Annotated in this window: 12 protein-coding genes; 9 read left to right on the top strand and 3 right to left on the bottom strand. The window is 54.4% G+C overall.

The window, feature by feature from the left end; genetic code table 11:
- Window positions 1-363 precede the first annotated feature (363 nt).
- The 3 genes from tamA to BG55_RS16690 are packed head-to-tail and all read left to right on the top strand — an operon-like array spanning window position 364 to window position 6,220.
- Entirely contained in the window at window positions 364-2,103 is a 1,740-nt protein-coding gene (gene tamA, locus BG55_RS16700; protein ID WP_034939855.1) for an autotransporter assembly complex protein TamA, read from the top strand.
- The gene (gene tamB / locus BG55_RS16695) at window positions 2,100-5,873 is read left to right on the top strand and encodes an autotransporter assembly complex protein TamB (RefSeq protein ID WP_034939852.1); all 3,774 of its coding nucleotides are present in this window, start codon (window positions 2,100-2,102) and stop codon (window positions 5,871-5,873) included. Before tamA ends, tamB begins: the two co-directional genes overlap by 4 nt.
- 2 nt (window positions 5,874-5,875) lie before the next feature.
- Entirely contained in the window at window positions 5,876-6,220 is a 345-nt protein-coding gene (locus BG55_RS16690; protein ID WP_034939851.1) for a gamma-glutamylcyclotransferase family protein, read from the top strand.
- A gap of 66 nt (window positions 6,221-6,286) precedes the next feature.
- Here BG55_RS16690 and ppa read toward each other — a convergent pair whose 3' ends face one another.
- Complete coding sequence (gene ppa, locus BG55_RS16685; protein WP_034939848.1) at window positions 6,287-6,817, bottom strand: inorganic diphosphatase; 531 nt, start codon at window positions 6,815-6,817, stop codon at window positions 6,287-6,289.
- A 468-nt stretch (window positions 6,818-7,285) separates the two neighbouring features.
- On the opposite strand from ppa, the gene BG55_RS16680 reads away from it, so the two are divergent.
- Window positions 7,286-8,848, top strand: a complete 1,563-nt coding sequence (locus BG55_RS16680) for a methyl-accepting chemotaxis protein (protein WP_034940030.1) — start codon at window positions 7,286-7,288, stop codon at window positions 8,846-8,848.
- Window positions 8,849-8,945: 97 nt separating this feature from the next.
- Here the strand turns inward: BG55_RS16680 and fbp are convergent, their stop codons facing one another.
- A complete protein-coding gene (gene fbp / locus BG55_RS16675; protein WP_034939845.1) occupies window positions 8,946-9,944 on the bottom strand; it encodes a class 1 fructose-bisphosphatase in 999 nt (332 codons plus the stop codon).
- Window positions 9,945-10,112: 168 nt separating this feature from the next.
- Here fbp and mpl point away from each other — a divergent pair, with 168 nt between their 5' ends.
- Window positions 10,113-11,468 carry a UDP-N-acetylmuramate:L-alanyl-gamma-D-glutamyl-meso-diaminopimelate ligase gene (mpl, locus tag BG55_RS16670; RefSeq protein ID WP_034939844.1) on the top strand — a complete coding sequence of 452 codons (1,356 nt, stop codon included), beginning with the start codon at window positions 10,113-10,115 and terminating at the stop codon, window positions 11,466-11,468.
- Window positions 11,469-11,530: 62 nt separating this feature from the next.
- On the opposite strand, the gene yjgA is transcribed toward mpl, so the two are convergent.
- Window positions 11,531-12,073, bottom strand: coding sequence for a ribosome biogenesis factor YjgA (yjgA, locus tag BG55_RS16665; RefSeq protein WP_034939842.1), 543 nt, complete (start codon window positions 12,071-12,073; stop codon window positions 11,531-11,533).
- Window positions 12,074-12,239: 166 nt separating this feature from the next.
- Between yjgA and pmbA the strand changes: the two genes are divergently transcribed.
- The 4 genes from pmbA (at window position 12,240) to BG55_RS16645 (ending at window position 15,179) form a co-directional block, all read left to right on the top strand.
- Window positions 12,240-13,580 (top strand): metalloprotease PmbA, encoded by a 1,341-nt coding sequence (gene pmbA, locus BG55_RS16660; protein WP_034939840.1) that lies wholly within the window; start codon window positions 12,240-12,242, stop codon window positions 13,578-13,580.
- A gap of 89 nt (window positions 13,581-13,669) precedes the next feature.
- Window positions 13,670-14,053 carry a cytochrome b562 gene (cybC, locus tag BG55_RS16655; RefSeq protein ID WP_034939837.1) on the top strand — a complete coding sequence of 128 codons (384 nt, stop codon included), beginning with the start codon at window positions 13,670-13,672 and terminating at the stop codon, window positions 14,051-14,053.
- Window positions 14,054-14,446: 393 nt separating this feature from the next.
- The gene (locus BG55_RS16650) at window positions 14,447-14,794 is read left to right on the top strand and encodes a glycine dehydrogenase (protein ID WP_084276340.1); all 348 of its coding nucleotides are present in this window, start codon (window positions 14,447-14,449) and stop codon (window positions 14,792-14,794) included.
- A gap of 22 nt (window positions 14,795-14,816) precedes the next feature.
- Window positions 14,817-15,179: an SFCGS family glycine-rich protein gene (locus tag BG55_RS16645; RefSeq protein WP_034939835.1), complete on the top strand. Its 363-nt coding sequence runs from the start codon at window positions 14,817-14,819 to the stop codon at window positions 15,177-15,179.
- The last annotated feature ends 2 nt before the right edge of the window (window positions 15,180-15,181 follow it).

Below are 15,181 nucleotides of genomic sequence, written 5' to 3'. Positions count from 1 at the left end.
GTATCACCACCAGGCAGAAGAAGCACAGGCCACAGATGACCTGCGCTGGTGATTATAGCTGCGCGAATGATGGCATACAATTGCCGCTGGCAAAGCCGCCAGATTTCCCTGCCCGCGGCAAAATCCTGCCTAAGATTTATCCGACAATGAAGTGGCTGAGAACATGGCGTTACATTCGATCACGATCCTGTGTTGTATCGTGTCGTTTCTTTGCACACAATAAGTCAAAAAATTATCCGCTATGGGTGAAATGTGAGTCTTTTCTGACCGTTGTTGCCAGACGCAGAATCCCACTCAGATTAATGAATGACAGCAGAGTATGCGCCCATCAGGATTCGGGCCTGCCATAAATCAGGAGTAAGCGTGTCACGAATTCATTTGTATTGCCTGTTTTGCCTGATCGCCGCTGCACCTCTCGCTCAGGCGGCGAATGTGCGCTTGCAGGTGACAGGGTTATCCGGAGAGTTACAAAAGAATGTCCGTGCGCGACTTTCCACCATTTCCAGCGATGAAGTGTCGTCCGATGGTCGCTTTCGTGCCCGCGTCAGTGAAGCAATAAAAGAGGGACTTAAAGCGCTCGGCTATTACGAACCTGAGATTGCATTCCAGCTTCAGCCACCGCCGCCAGGCGGCAAGCGTCCGGTGCTGCTGGCCCGCGTTAAGCCGGGAGAACCCGTTATTCTGGCCGATGAAACGGTTATTTTCCGTGGTGGTGCCAGTAAAGATCCGGACTACCTGGCGCTGCGCAGCACCGGGCGGTCGAAAATCGGTAAAGTACTGAACCACGGTGATTACGACAGTTTCAAAAGTTCGCTGAGCAACATGGCGCTGCGTAAAGGTTATTTCGATGCCGATTACAGCAAAAGCCAGCTGGGCGTTTCAGTTGAGCGGCGGCAGGCATTCTGGGATATCGACTACAACAGTGGCGATCGTTATCGTTTTGGCGATGTCACCTTTGAAGGCTCTCAGATCCGTGAGGAATACCTGCAAAATCTGGTGCCGTTCAAAAAAGGCGACTACTACAGCTCCCGGGACCTGGCTGAACTGAACCGACGGCTGTCAGCGAGCGGCTGGTTCAACTCTGTGGTGGTGGCCCCGCAGTTTGATCAGGGACGAAAAAGCAAAATCCTGCCGCTGCATGGGGTGGTCAGCCCACGCACGGAAAACACCATTGAAACCGGGGTAGGCTACTCCACCGATGTCGGCCCAAGGGTCAAAGCCACATGGAAAAGGCCCTGGGTTAACTCATATGGTCACAGCTTTACCACCAGCGCCAACATATCAGCGCCTGAGCAACAGCTCGACTTCAGCTATAAAATTCCGTTACTTAAGGCACCAATCGAACAGTATTACCTGTTGCAGGGCGGGCTGAAAAGAACCGATCTTAACGACACCAAAGCCGACTCATCCACGCTGGCGGCTTCCCGCTACTGGGAGTCCACCTCTGGCTGGCAGCGCGCGGTTAACCTGCGCTGGAGTCTGGATCACTTTACCCAGGCCAACGTCACCAATACCACCATGCTTATTTATCCCGGTGTCAGTATCAACCGCACCCGCTCACGCGGCGGGCTGATGCCAGACTGGGGGGATTCACAGCGCTACTCGCTGGATGTGTCTGACACCAGCTGGGGATCGGATATTGATTTTGCCGTGGTGCAGGCGCAAAACGTCTGGATCCGCACCCTGGCAGAGAAACACCGTTTTGTGATGCGCGGCAATCTCGGCTGGATCGAAACCAATGACTTTGATCGGGTGCCGCCGGATCTGCGTTTCTTTGCCGGCGGCGATCGCAGCATTCGTGGGTACAAATATAAAGGTATCTCGCCGCGTGACGATGACGGCAAGCTGACCGGGGCCTCCAAACTGGCGACCGGTTCGCTGGAATATCAGTACAACGTCACCGGCAAATGGTGGGGAGCGGTGTTTGTTGATTCCGGGGAAGCGGTGAACGACATCAAACAGAGTAATTTCAAAACCGGTGCGGGTTTTGGCGTGCGCTGGCAGTCACCGGTTGGCCCGATCAAACTGGACATCGCCCGTCCGATTGGTGATGACGAAAACCGGGATATACAGTTTTACATCGGATTGGGGCCTGAACTATGAGTCGTTGGAAGAAGGTTCTGATTGGTATCCTGATTTTTCTGCTGTTGCTGTTGGGCGGCGTAACATTTTTGATTGCCACGACGCCGGGTCTGCATCTGCTGCTGAATGGCGCAACACGTTGGGTGCCGGGGCTGGCTATCAAACAGGTTAAGGGAGGCTGGCGCGATCTTCGGCTGACCGGCGTGCAGTATGCCATGCCGGGCATCACGGTGAATGTCGGGGAGTTTCACCTCGCGGTTCAGTTGGGTTGCCTCCGCCACAGTGCGTTCTGTGTCAATGACCTTGCGTTGAAAGATGTGCAGGTTGCGGTGGACAGTAAGAAAATGGCCCCTGCGGCCCCCGTACCAGAGCAAGACAACAGCGCCTCTGCGGAACTGAGCACGCCTTATCCCATTACGCTGCGTCATCTGGCTCTGCACAATATCAATGTCACGGTGGATGACACGGCGATATCGCTGGCGGATTTCACTTCCGGTATTCACTGGCAGCAGCGAGCGTTGACGCTGAACCCGACTCACATTCAGGGATTGTTAATTGCGCTGCCGAAAGCGGCAAAAGTTGCCGATCAACAGGTGGTGCAGGCAAAAGTACAGCAGCCCCGCCCAGAGGAACAGCCGCTGGGCGAGACGCTGAAAGCGATGTTCGCCAAACCGTTACTGCCTGAGCTGCCTGATTTCAGAATGCCGCTGGATGTTGATATCCAGCAAATCCTTGGTGAGCAGCTGCGCATTACCGGTGACAGCGACATTGCGGTTAACCGTCTGCTGGTAAAAGCCCGAACCGAAGATCGCCTGCTGCATCTGGAAACGCTGGATGTGGATTCGCCGCAGGGACAGTTGAACGCTCAGGGGCAGGCGACCCTGGCCGACAACTGGCCGGTGAATTTTACCCTTAACAGCGCGCTAAACCTTGAGCCGCTGAAGGGTGAAAAAATAAAATTAACCCTGGCGGGAGGGCTGCGTGATCAACTGACGATGGCGCTGAATCTGTCCGGTCCCGTGCGGGTGCAGATGGATGCGCAAACCCGGCTGGCTGAGGCTGGCCTGCCGCTGTCAGTGACCTTACAAAGCCCTCAGTTACGCTGGCCGTTGAGCGGCGAAACTGCGTATCAGGCGGATGATCTTCATTTCAGTTTCAGCGGCAAAATGACCGACTATGCGATGTCGCTGAAGGCGGCGCTGAAAGGGCAGGCCATCCCTCCGGCGACGCTGACGCTGGACGGCAAAGGTAACGCAGAGCAGTTCTCGCTGGATAAACTGCGACTGGCGGCGTTAGAAGGCAATACCGACCTTACCGCGCTGGTGGACTGGAGCAAAGCCATCAGCTGGCACAGTGAACTGACGCTTTCCGGTATTAACACCGCCAGGCAATACCCTGACTGGCCTGCGAAGCTGAATGGAAAAATTACCACGCGCGGCAGCCTGTATGGCGGCAGTTGGCAGGTGCGGGTGCCGGAGCTGCAACTGCGCGGTAACGTCAAACAGAATGCGGTGACGGCTGATGGTTCTCTGTACGGCAACAGTTACAACCAGTGGGATATACCGGGCATTAAACTGGTACTGGGACGTAACAACGTTGATCTGAAAGGTTCGCTGGGCGATAAGCTCAATCTGGATACCCATATTGATGCCCGTCATCTGGACAACGCGCTGCCGGGGCTGGGTGGCGTGGCGGTGGGGACCATTCAGGCGCGCGGCGATTTGAAAACGCCACAGCTGCTGGCCGATCTGACCGCAACCGGCCTGCGCTGGCAGGCACTGAGCGTGGGCCGCGTTGCGCTCAAGGGTGATGTCAGTTCGGGTGAGCAGATTGCGGGCAAGCTGGCGCTGCGGGTAGAGCGCGTGAAGCAGGATGCGCTGGAGATAGCCCGACTGAACCTGGATGCCAGCGGTAACGAGAAGCAGCATCAGCTAACGTTGTCGGTTAACGGCAAACCGGTATCCGGGCAGTTGCAGCTTAACGGCGGTTTTGATCGCCAGGCTCAGCGCTGGCAGGGCAGCCTGAATCACACCCGTTTCGACACGCCGGTTGGTGTCTGGCGTCTGACGCGGGATATTGCCCTTGATTACCAGAACAGCAGGCAGACGGTCTCCATCGGCGCACACTGCTGGCAAAACCCCAATGCTCAGCTCTGCGTGCCACAAACCATCGAGGCAGGGCCATCAGGTCATGCAAAAGTGGTGCTTAATCGCTTCGATCTGGCAATGGCGAAGCCGTTCCTCAGCGACGAAACCAGGCTCAGCGGGCTGTTTACCGGCGATGCCGACGTGAGCTGGACGGCGGACGGTGCCTTGCCGCAGGGACGCGTCTCCCTGAAGGGGAACGGAGTGAAAGTGGCGCAGAATGTACAGGGGAATACGCTGCCCATCGCCTTTGATACGCTGAATCTGAACGCCGCATTGCGTGATGGTAAAGCGCAGCTCGACTGGCTGATCCGCATTGCGAAGAACGGTCAGCTGGACGGTAATGTACAGATAGCGGATCCGCAAAATAAACGCACGCTTTCTGGTAACGTCAATATTACCCGTATCGATCTGGCGATGCTCAATCCGGCTCTGATGCAGGGTGAGAAAATTGCCGGGATACTCAACAGCAATCTGCGACTGGCAGGCAACCTGCAAAAACCGCAGGTGTTCGGGCAGTTGGGGCTGAAAAGTGTCGATGTACAGGGCAGTTTTATGCCGGTTGATCTGACCACGGCCAGTGTGAATATGCTGTTTAACGGCATGAGTTCGACCCTGGAGGGGATGGTGCAAACCTCTCGTGGACAAATTGCGCTGAACGGGGATGCTGACTGGAGTCAGCTGGATGCCTGGCGTGCGCGCATCGCGGCTAAAGGCAGTCGCATACGTGTAACGGTCCCGCCGATGGTCAGGATGGATGTGTCGCCCGATTTGGTATTCGAAGCCACGCCACAAGTGTTTAATCTGAGTGGCCGCGTGGATATTCCGTGGGCGCGAATTACCGTGCAGGAAGTGCCGGAGAGCGCGGTAGGCGTCTCTGCTGACGAAGTCCTGCTGGATAAAAACCTGCAACCTGTTGCGCCGCAAAGTGCTTCAATTCCGATCAACAGTAATCTGGTCATCCATGTGGGTAACGATGTCCGGCTTGATGCCTTCGGTCTGAAAGCAAAACTGAATGGCGATCTGAAGCTGGCGCAGGACCGCCGTGGATTGGGCCTGAACGGACAGATCAACATCCCTTCAGGTCGTTTCCATGCTTACGGGCAGGATCTGATCGTGCGTAAAGGCGAGTTGCAGTTTGCCGGGCCGGCGGATCAGCCCTGGCTGAATATTGAGGCGATCCGTAACCCTGAAGCGACGGAAGATAATGTGACGGCGGGTGTTCGGGTGACGGGGCTGGCCGATGAGCCAAAGGCGGAGGTGTTCTCCGACCCGACTATGTCCCAGCAGGAAGCCCTGTCTTATCTGCTTCGTGGGCAGGGACTGGACGCTTCCGGGAGCGACAGCGCTGCATTAACTTCAGCGCTGGTTGGATTGGGGCTTGCGCAAAGTGGTCAGGTTGTGGGTAAAATCGGTGAGACTTTCGGCGTCAGTAATCTCGCACTGGATACCACTGGCGTTGGTGACAGCCAGCAGGTTCAGGTTAGTGGTTACGTTCTGCCGGGTCTGCAGGTTAAATACGGTGTTGGCATATTTGATTCACTGGCGACCTTAACGCTGCGTTATCGCCTGATGCCTAAACTTTATTTGGAAGCGGTGTCTGGCGTAGACCAGGCCCTTGATGTGCTCTATCAGTTTGAGTTTTAGCAATGCGAATAATTGTCTACGGTAGCCTGAGGCGTAAGCAAGGCAACAGCCACTGGATGACCAACGGTCAGTGGCTCGGCGATCATCAGATCGACGGCTATGAGCTGTACAGTCTGGGGCATTATCCCGGCGTGGTGGCAGGAAACGGTCAGGTTTACTGTGAAGTTTACCGGATTGATGCATCCACGCTGGGCGAACTGGACGCGCTGCGCACCAAAGGGGGGGAGTACAAGCGTGAGCTGCTACAAACCCCATTCGGAAGTGCGTGGCTGTATGTGTATCAGCGTTCGGTCACAGGAAAGCAGCGTATTGAAAGTGGCGACTGGTTGATGCGTGATGCGCAATAACCTGACGAGTTAAGCAAAAAAAACACCGCTCAGTGAGCGGTGTTTCTGTTATACAGGGTAAAGCAATTATTTCTTCGCAGCGCGCTCAAAAGAGCTGACGATTTCGGCTTTCGCGGCTTCAGCGTTATCCCAGCCTTCCACTTTCACCCATTTGCCTTTTTCCAGCGCTTTATACTGCTCGAAAAAGTGCGTGATCTGTCCGCGCAGCAGTTCTGGCAGGTCGTTCACATCTTTAATGTGATCGTACTCTTTAGACAGCTTGCTGTGTGGAACCGCCACCAGCTTGGCATCTTCGCCGGACTCGTCGGTCATTTTCAGTACGCCAACCGGACGGCAACGGATCACCGAACCTGGCTGTAACGGATACGGCGTGGGGACCAGCACGTCAACCGGGTCACCATCCAGTGACAGAGTGTGGTTGATATAACCGTAGTTGCACGGATAGAACATTGCGGTAGCCATAAAGCGGTCAACGAACAGAGCACCAGACTCTTTATCCACTTCATATTTGATTGGCGAAGCATTAGCCGGGATTTCAATGACAACGTAGATATCTTCTGGCAGATCTTTACCCGCTGGAACCTGGTTCAAACTCATGGTCAATTCCTTACATATCAGTCTTCGATCGAGTGGCACTTATTATAGCTGACTGATTATGAAAGTATCCCCCCTTTTTGGCGTTTCGGAATGCTCCAGATCCCCCGGGTATTCTGTATCCCTGACTGCCGCCCTTAAGTGAAAAAACGGACCCCGCTCACGGTCGCGATTTGCTCATTAGGGTAGTATGTAACCAAAAAATTCCAGTAATTTGTATTATTACTCACTGTTAAGAATTAATGTACTGACAGACTAAGCAAGTGATATTAACTATCATTGTGAATCTCAGTATGGAGAATGTTCTGCATTTGTAGTCATTTCCTGCTATAAAACACCGCTTCCTTCAGCTTCTGACCGACCTTCGGCAGACAATTCTCATTAATGACGCTAAATGTTCCGGTCGCTTCTGCCGATAATTCTTTCTCTTTTGGAAATTATGGGTTACGGGATTCCTTGGGGTGTCAGATCATGCTTAAAAAAGTCTCAGTACGAACCGGTCTGTTAGTTTTATTAGCGTCGATGACGCTGATGCTGTTGGTGGTCAGTGTGATGGGCATTATTGCCATCAACAAAGGCAACCGTTCACTGGATGTGGTTAACCGCATTCAGGGCGTTGAACTGAACAGCCTGTTTCTGGCGAATAACAATTTGCTTTACGCCCGTGCGGCATCGGCCCTGTCGGTACGTAAAATGGAAATCGGCCTGCCCGATGAAGCTACTGCTGTCGCCGGACAGGCTGGCACTTACATTGCGGCTTCTCAGGCGGAGCTGAAAAAATTTGTTGATGCGGGCACTGTCACCGCGCACGGTAAAATGCTGGCCGATGCCATTGTTGCTGCCTACAACAAATATATGGCGGAGGGCATCAACCCGATGATGGTCGCGGTGCAAAAACAGAATCCGGACGGCTATTACGCCTTACTGGAGGGAAATCTCGCACCGCTGAAAATTGCGTTATCCAAAGCGGTCAATGAATTCAAGCTGTTTGCCGATCAGGTCACCACCGCCCGGCTGGAAGAAGCTGACAGAAATCAGCAAATCCTGACCTGGCTGATTGTCTGCTGCGGTATTCTGACGATAATCCTGCTGTGTGTTTCCTGGGTTCTGCTGAAAGTTATCCTGCTCAAGCCGCTGGATTCAGCGATTGAACATCTGGAGTTTGTGGCTGCGGGTGATTTAACCCAGACGCTGCCCGAAAGTGGCAACAATGAGCTGGGCCGCCTCAATCATGCACTGGCTGAAATGCAGACATCCCTGCAACAGTCAGTCAGCCGGGTTCGTGATGCCAGTTTGCAAATTGATACCGGCAGTCGCGAACTCTCTTCCGGTAACCTTAACCTCTCGCAGCGCACGGAAGAGTCGGCCGCTTCGCTGGAGCAGACCGCAGCCAGTATGGAACAGCTCACCGCTACCGTTAAACTTAATGCGGATAACGCCAGCCAGGCGCATCAGCTGGCGCAATCCGTCTCGGAGAGTGCCGATCGGGGCAGCGAAGTGGTCAGTTACGTAATGGAAAAAATGCAGGAAATCACCCGCAGCTCGCGACGTATCGGCGACATTCTCGGAGTGATAGACGGCATTGCCTTCCAGACCAACATTCTGGCGCTGAATGCTTCCGTTGAAGCCGCCCGCGCTGGCGAGCAGGGCCGGGGCTTTGCGGTGGTGGCAAGCGAAGTCCGTAATCTGGCACAGCGAAGTGCAACGGCGGCAAAAGAGATTCGCGAATTGATCGGTGAATCAGAGGTGCGTGTGACGGAAGGATCGCAGATGGCGACCAAAGCCGGAGAAACCATGGATGAAATCGCCAGTGAAGTGACGCGGGTGACAACGCTGATGAAAGAGATTTCCAGTGCTTCGCAGGAGCAAAGCAAGGGCATTGAGCAGGTAAATCTTGCTGTTACCCAGATGGACGAAGTGGCGCAGCAGAATGCTGCGCTGGTTGAACAGGCGGCAGCGGCGACCCAGTCACTGGAGGAACAGTCGCAGCAGCTGGTTCAGTCAATGGCAGTGTTCAAAATCAGTCTGGCATAAAAAAAGGCGATCCAGCGATCGCCCGTGTACTGACTGACAGCGTAAACCCGGCCCCGGATGATGCCTGCCGACGTCTTTGATGGTGTCGGCAGTCCTGTCAGGCGTCCGGGAATTCGCGCAGGAAGCGCTCCTGGTCGTCCACCATTTCCGTATTGCCAACAAAGAACGGTGAACGCTGATGCAGCGTTTCCGGCACGAGGTCCAGAATACGTCTTGCGCCATCGCTGGCTTTGCCGCCTGCCTGTTCCGCCAGAAATGCCATCGGGTTGCACTCATACAGCAGACGCAGCTTACCTTTAGGGTGGCTGGCGGTGCTGGGGTAGAGATAAATGCCGCCTTTCAGCAGATTACGATGGAAATCAGCAACCAGCGAACCGATATAACGGGACGTGTAAGGCCGGTGGGAAGAGGTATCTTCTTCCTGGCAGAATTTCAGATACTTTTTCACGCCCTGTGGGAAGCGGATGTAGTTTCCTTCGTTAATGGAATAGGTGTAACCCTTTTCAGGAAACGCCATCTTCTCGGCGCTGAGGCAGAATACGCCAAGAGAGGGATCGTAGGTGAAGGCGTGGACGCCGCAGCCGGTGGTATAAACCAGCATGGTCGATGAACCGTAAACCACATAGCCCGCCGCGACCTGCTGACTGCCGGGTTGCAGGAAATCTTCTTCAGTTACCGGCGTACCTGGTGGGGTGATACGGCGATAAATAGAGAAAATAGTGCCAACCGACACGTTAACGTCAATGTTGGAAGAACCATCCAGCGGGTCCATCAGCACCACGTATTTACCGTTTTCAACGCCTTCAAAGATGACAATTTCATCTTCTTCTTCCGAGGCAATACCGGCCACAATGCCACGGGCTTTCAGCGCGGCCTTCAGTTTTTCATTAGCAAACAGATCGAGTTTCATCTGCTGTTCGCCCTGAATATTCTCAGCGCCGCTGGCCCCCAGAATATCCACCAGTCCTGCCTTGTTAATGTCGCGATGGATAATCTTCGCGCCCAGCTTGATGGCGGAAATCAGTGCCGTCAGTTCACCTGTGGCGTGAGGAAAGTCGTGTTGCTTCTCGACGATGAATTCGCCTAACGTTTTCATAACACAATCCCTGAATCTGCGGTTGAACAGCAGTTCGATTAATAAACTGCCCGTGTATGCTCAAGCAGTTTAGCCGAATGGATGCTGAAGAACATAGGGCAAATCCGTTTCTTCCTCTCGATGGTGACGGTACACTGTGCCCCGAACTTTCCAGTTAACGGACTTTTTATGCGTATTCATATCCTCGGTATCTGCGGTACTTTCATGGGCGGGCTGGCAATGCTGGCCCGTGCGTTAGGGCATGAGGTAACCGGTGCTGATGCTAACGTCTATCCGCCAATGAGCACGCTTTTAGAGCAACAGGGCATTGATTTAATCCAGGGTTATGATGCATCGCAGCTGGATCCGGCCCCTGACCTGGTGATCATCGGCAATGCGATGAGCCGGGGTAATCCCTGTGTTGAGGCGGTGCTTGAGCGCAATATTCCTTACCTTTCCGGGCCACAGTGGCTGCATGATTTTGTGCTGAAAGATCGTTGGGTTGTGGCGGTAGCGGGCACCCACGGTAAAACCACCACGGCGGGAATGGTGGCGTGGATCCTTCAGGCCTGTGGTCTGGAACCCGGCTTTATCATCGGTGGTGTACCCGGGAATTTCTCGGTTTCGGCCACGCCAGGCAACAGCCCCTTCTTCGTTATTGAAGCCGATGAGTACGACAGCGCTTTTTTTGACAAGCGTTCTAAATTTGTCCATTACTGCCCGCGCACATTAATTCTTAACAATCTGGAATTTGACCACGCCGATATTTTTGACGATCTGCGGGCTATCCAACGGCAGTTTCATCACCTGGTGCGTATCGTGCCGGGCAGCGGCCGATTGCTGGTGCCGGAGCATGACGCCAACCTGAAACAGGTGCTGGCGATGGGCTGCTGGAGCGAACAGGAGAGTGTGGGTGAAGAAGGGCGCTGGCAGGCGAAGAAGCTGACCCAGGATGCCTCGCACTGGCAGGTCTGGCTGGATGGCGAAAAAGTGGCAGAGGTTAACTGGGCGCTGGTGGGCGAACATAATATGCACAATGGTCTGATGGCGATTGCGGCTGCCCGTCACGTTGGTGTCAAACCAGAGGATGCCGGAAAGGCGCTTAACGACTTTATTAACGCCCGTCGTCGTCTGGAACTGCGTGGCGAAGTCAACAGCATCAAGGTTTACGATGATTTTGCCCATCATCCCACGGCCATCCTGGCGACCCTGACCGCGCTGCGCAGCAAAGTCGGCGGCACTGCACGTATTCTGGCGGTACTGGAACCCCGCTCCAATACCATGAAAATGGGGATCAGTAAGGACGATCTTGCGCCTGCGCTGGCCCGTGCTGACCAGGTGTTTCTGTTTCAGCCGCACCATATTCCCTGGCAGGTTTCAGAAGTGGCCGATGCCTGTGTGCAGCCTGCCCACTGGAGCGCCGATGTGGATGCACTGGTTGAAATGGTCGCCAAAGCGGTTCAGCCTGGCGACACCATTCTGGTGATGAGCAACGGTGGCTTTGGCGGCATTCATCAGAAACTGCTGGACAGGCTGGCGAAATAAAGAGGCGCGGTGTGGCATTACCGCAATAAAACGGTGGGACGCAACAAAGCGTCCCTTGTTGATCAGGCTTCTGCCAGTTCGCGCAGATACTGGAAGATCTGCCGGTAAGCTTTTGACGGTTTGCTGGCCGCTTTTTCTTTCTGGGCGTTGCGGATCATCTGGCGCAACTGCTGGCGGTCGGCATCCGGATAGAGGTTCAGCACCTCGCTCATCGCGTCGTCGCCTTCGGCTACCAGGCGATCGCGCAGCATCTCCAGCTTATGGAACAGCGCAACCTGCTGGTTGTGGCGATTTTTCAGCTTGTCCAGCGCCTGACGAATCGGATCTTCTTCGCGTGAGCGGAGCAATTTGCCGATCAGCTGTAACTGACGACGACGTGCCTCTTTTTTGATCTTTTGCGCCAGCTCAATGGCATCGCGCAGTTCATCGTCCAGGGGAATCTTATCCAGGGCGTTTTTACTGAGATCCACCAGTTCAGCGCCGAGGCGTTTCAGTTCCTCGGCGTCGCGTTTAATTTCACTTTTACTGACCCAGATAATCTCATCGTCTTCTTCTTCTTCGTTATCTGGTACATCATCGAGCCAGTCATCGGGCTGTTTAGTCATGGAAGGCTCCCTAAAAAAGAGGCTAATGCTATCAGGAAACGGCGGCTACTGCGAAATTGTTCTCTGACTCTGTTAGACTCAAATAAACCTCAATCACTAAAGAGCCGGGGAATCTGGCATATTTATGCAGGCCAGAGAAACCCTCTGTTAATTATATGGTAGGTCGATGAAATTACTCTCCCAAGTTGCAGAACAGCGTAAAACCCTGGAACAGGCGGTAGCTCAGGCACTCGAACTGGCCAAAGTCAGTACCGACGGGGCGGAAGTCGCCGTAACCAGAACGACCGGTATCAGCGTCAGTACCCGATATGGTGAAGTGGAAAACGTCGAATTCAACAGCGATGGCGCACTGGGTATCACCGTTTATCACCAGAATCGTAAAGGGAGCGCCTCGTCTACCGATCTCAGCCCGGAGGCGATCAAACGAACCGTCCAGGCAGCCGTGGATATTGCTCGTTACACCTCGCCCGATCCTTATGCCGGGGTTGCCGATCGGGAACTGCTGGCATTTGATGCGCCGGATCTGGATCTTTTTCATCCTGCCGATCTTGAGCCGGAGCAGGCGATCGAACTGGCGGCCCGCGCCGAACAGGCCGCGCTGAAAGCGGATCCGCGCATCACCAACACCGAGGGCGGCAGTTTTAACAGCCATGTCGGCATTAAAGTCTTTGGCAACAGCCACGGTATGCTCCAGGGCTACTGCTCCAGCCGTCATTCCCTTTCCAGCAGTGTGATTGCAGAAGCGAGTGGTGATATGGAGCGCGATTACGCTTACACCATTGGCCGCGCCCTGAATGATCTGGCGTCACCAGAATGGGTTGGTGAAGAATCTGCCCGCCGGGTCTTGTCCCGCCTGTCGCCGCGTAAACTTGCCACCATGAAAGCGCCGGTTATCTTTGCAGCCGAAGTCGCCACAGGCCTGTTCGGCCACCTGGTTGGGGCGATCAGCGGCGGGAGTGTGTATCGTAAGTCCACCTTCCTGCTGGATTCACTGGGTAAACAGATTTTACCGGCGTGGCTGACCATTCAGGAACAGCCGCATCTGCTGAAAGGGCTGGCTTCTACTCCCTTCGACAGTGAAGGGATTCGCACCCAACAGCGAGACATCATTAAAAACGGCGTGCTGCAAAGCTGGTTGTTAAGCTGCTATTCAGCCCGCAAGCTGGGCTTACAAAGTACCGGTCATGCGGGCGGCATCCATAACTGGCGGATTGCCGGACAGGGCGACAGTTTTACGCAACTGCTGAAGAAAATGGGCACCGGCCTGGTGGTCACCGAACTGATGGGTCAGGGCGTCAGCGGGATTACCGGCGACTACTCCCGTGGCGCAGCCGGTTTTTGGGTGGAAAACGGCGAGATCCAGTATCCGGTCAGTGAAATCACCATTGCAGGCAATCTGCAACAGATGTGGCGCGACATTGTCACCGTCGGTGATGATATTGAAACCCGCAGCAATATTCAGTGCGGCTCTGTTCTTCTGCCGGAAATGAGAATCGCCGGACAGTAATTTCTTCATACTCGCGTAGTATTATCAGGGGGACTTCAGGTCACCCTTTTTTGTTGTATTTTTCTTAATAAAAATAAAGGAAGTGAGCAATGCGTAAAACGTTATCAGCCGTATTAGCGGCGTGCCTGCTGTGCTCGAGTGTCTCCGCGCTGGCCGGTCTGGAAGATGATATGGGGATGCTGAAAGGGGCCTATCGCACCGTAATGAAAACGGACGATGCGACGGAGTTTAAAAAGGCGCTGGGCGATATGCGCAAAGCGGCGGAAGATGCCAAAACCCAGACGCCGGACAAACTGCAAGGCCAGCCAGCGGACGGTGCGGAAATGAAAGCATACCGCGCGCAGATGGACAAACTGATTGCGCAGATTGATGTCAGTATGAAGCTGGCGGAGGCCGGTAATCTGACGGGTGCGAAGGAAGAAGCGAAGAAATTCGACGATACCCGTAAAGAAGGACATAAAAAGTTTCGTTAATGGTCACGGGCTCAGCTGAGCCCGTATTTTCTGACCGCGCGGCCCGCCGATATTTCCCGCTGTCAGAGACGAAAGAGTTTTTCGCGCGTCCTGCCACACTCAATAAGTTTTTCCTATCTCTGACCGACATCGAGCCTGTTTCCGCAGGTGATCGGTGCCGCTGATGCATTGAATTTGCATCATCAGCCGGGTTGATATGATTTTCCTGTGACTTATGCCCTTTTCATGCACGAGACGCCGTTTTTGTGGCGGAGATCGTCCGCTACGGCGCTATTTCCGCTTTGAAGTGGAAAAAGTGGCGCTCCACACGGCCACGGCCTGGCGTTAACTTATTTTTATCAGCAATAAACTCGGTTTCGTGCCTGAGCCTGAACGATAAATAAGGGGCAGCCAGTGAAAGAAGGGACGGTGTCGGAGGGGACAGCAGCGGCTGACCAGGCCATTCAGGCACTCGCCGATCGGGTAATGAGCCAGATTGCCGGATTATTCGCCAGCAGAGAGATTTATCCCAACGACATTCAGCAGCAGATGCTGGCTTCGCATGTGCGGGCAATGGCCATGCGCTCGCTGACCGGCGAGCCGCTGCCGGAAGTGGAGGCTGAGCTGTTTGAGGATATCTCTGCCGAATCAATGGCGCTGGCACAGCAGGTTGTCGATCTGTTCACTAATCTGCCGGTGGAGGAATCCTGGCTACTGTCAGTCCATTTTGAAGTGGCAAAAACCAACGAAAAATCCTGTTGAACGAAAAAGGAAGGAACAAAAGATGTCACAAATCATTGTCGTGATTGGCGATCGCCTGGGTAAAGGTCAGAAAGTTGCCGCAGGCGTGGAGCGTGCGGGGGGCAGAGCCGTCGTTGTGCCGGGGGTGGCGGCAGATATGAAGCTGGGCGACGTGATGAAAGCAGAAAACGCTTCTTTTGGCATTTCGTTTTGCGGCAGCGGCGGCGCAGGGGCGATCACCGCGCAGAACAAGTATGGCTATAAAGCAAAGCACGGGATGCGGGCCATTGAAGAAGGGGTGACGGCCATTAATGAAGGTGCCACGGTGCTGGGTTTTGGTTTTATGGACAAAGAGGAACTGGGTGAACGTCTGGTTCAGGCGTGGCACAAGAAACACGGTAGCTGAGT

Origin of the sequence: Erwinia mallotivora, from assembly GCF_000590885.1 — a bacterium.
In the GTDB taxonomy this organism is placed as follows: Bacteria; Pseudomonadota; Gammaproteobacteria; order Enterobacterales; family Enterobacteriaceae; genus Erwinia; species Erwinia mallotivora.
Note: the sequence above shows the minus strand (reverse complement) of the source record. Positions and strands in the feature narration are given on the sequence as shown.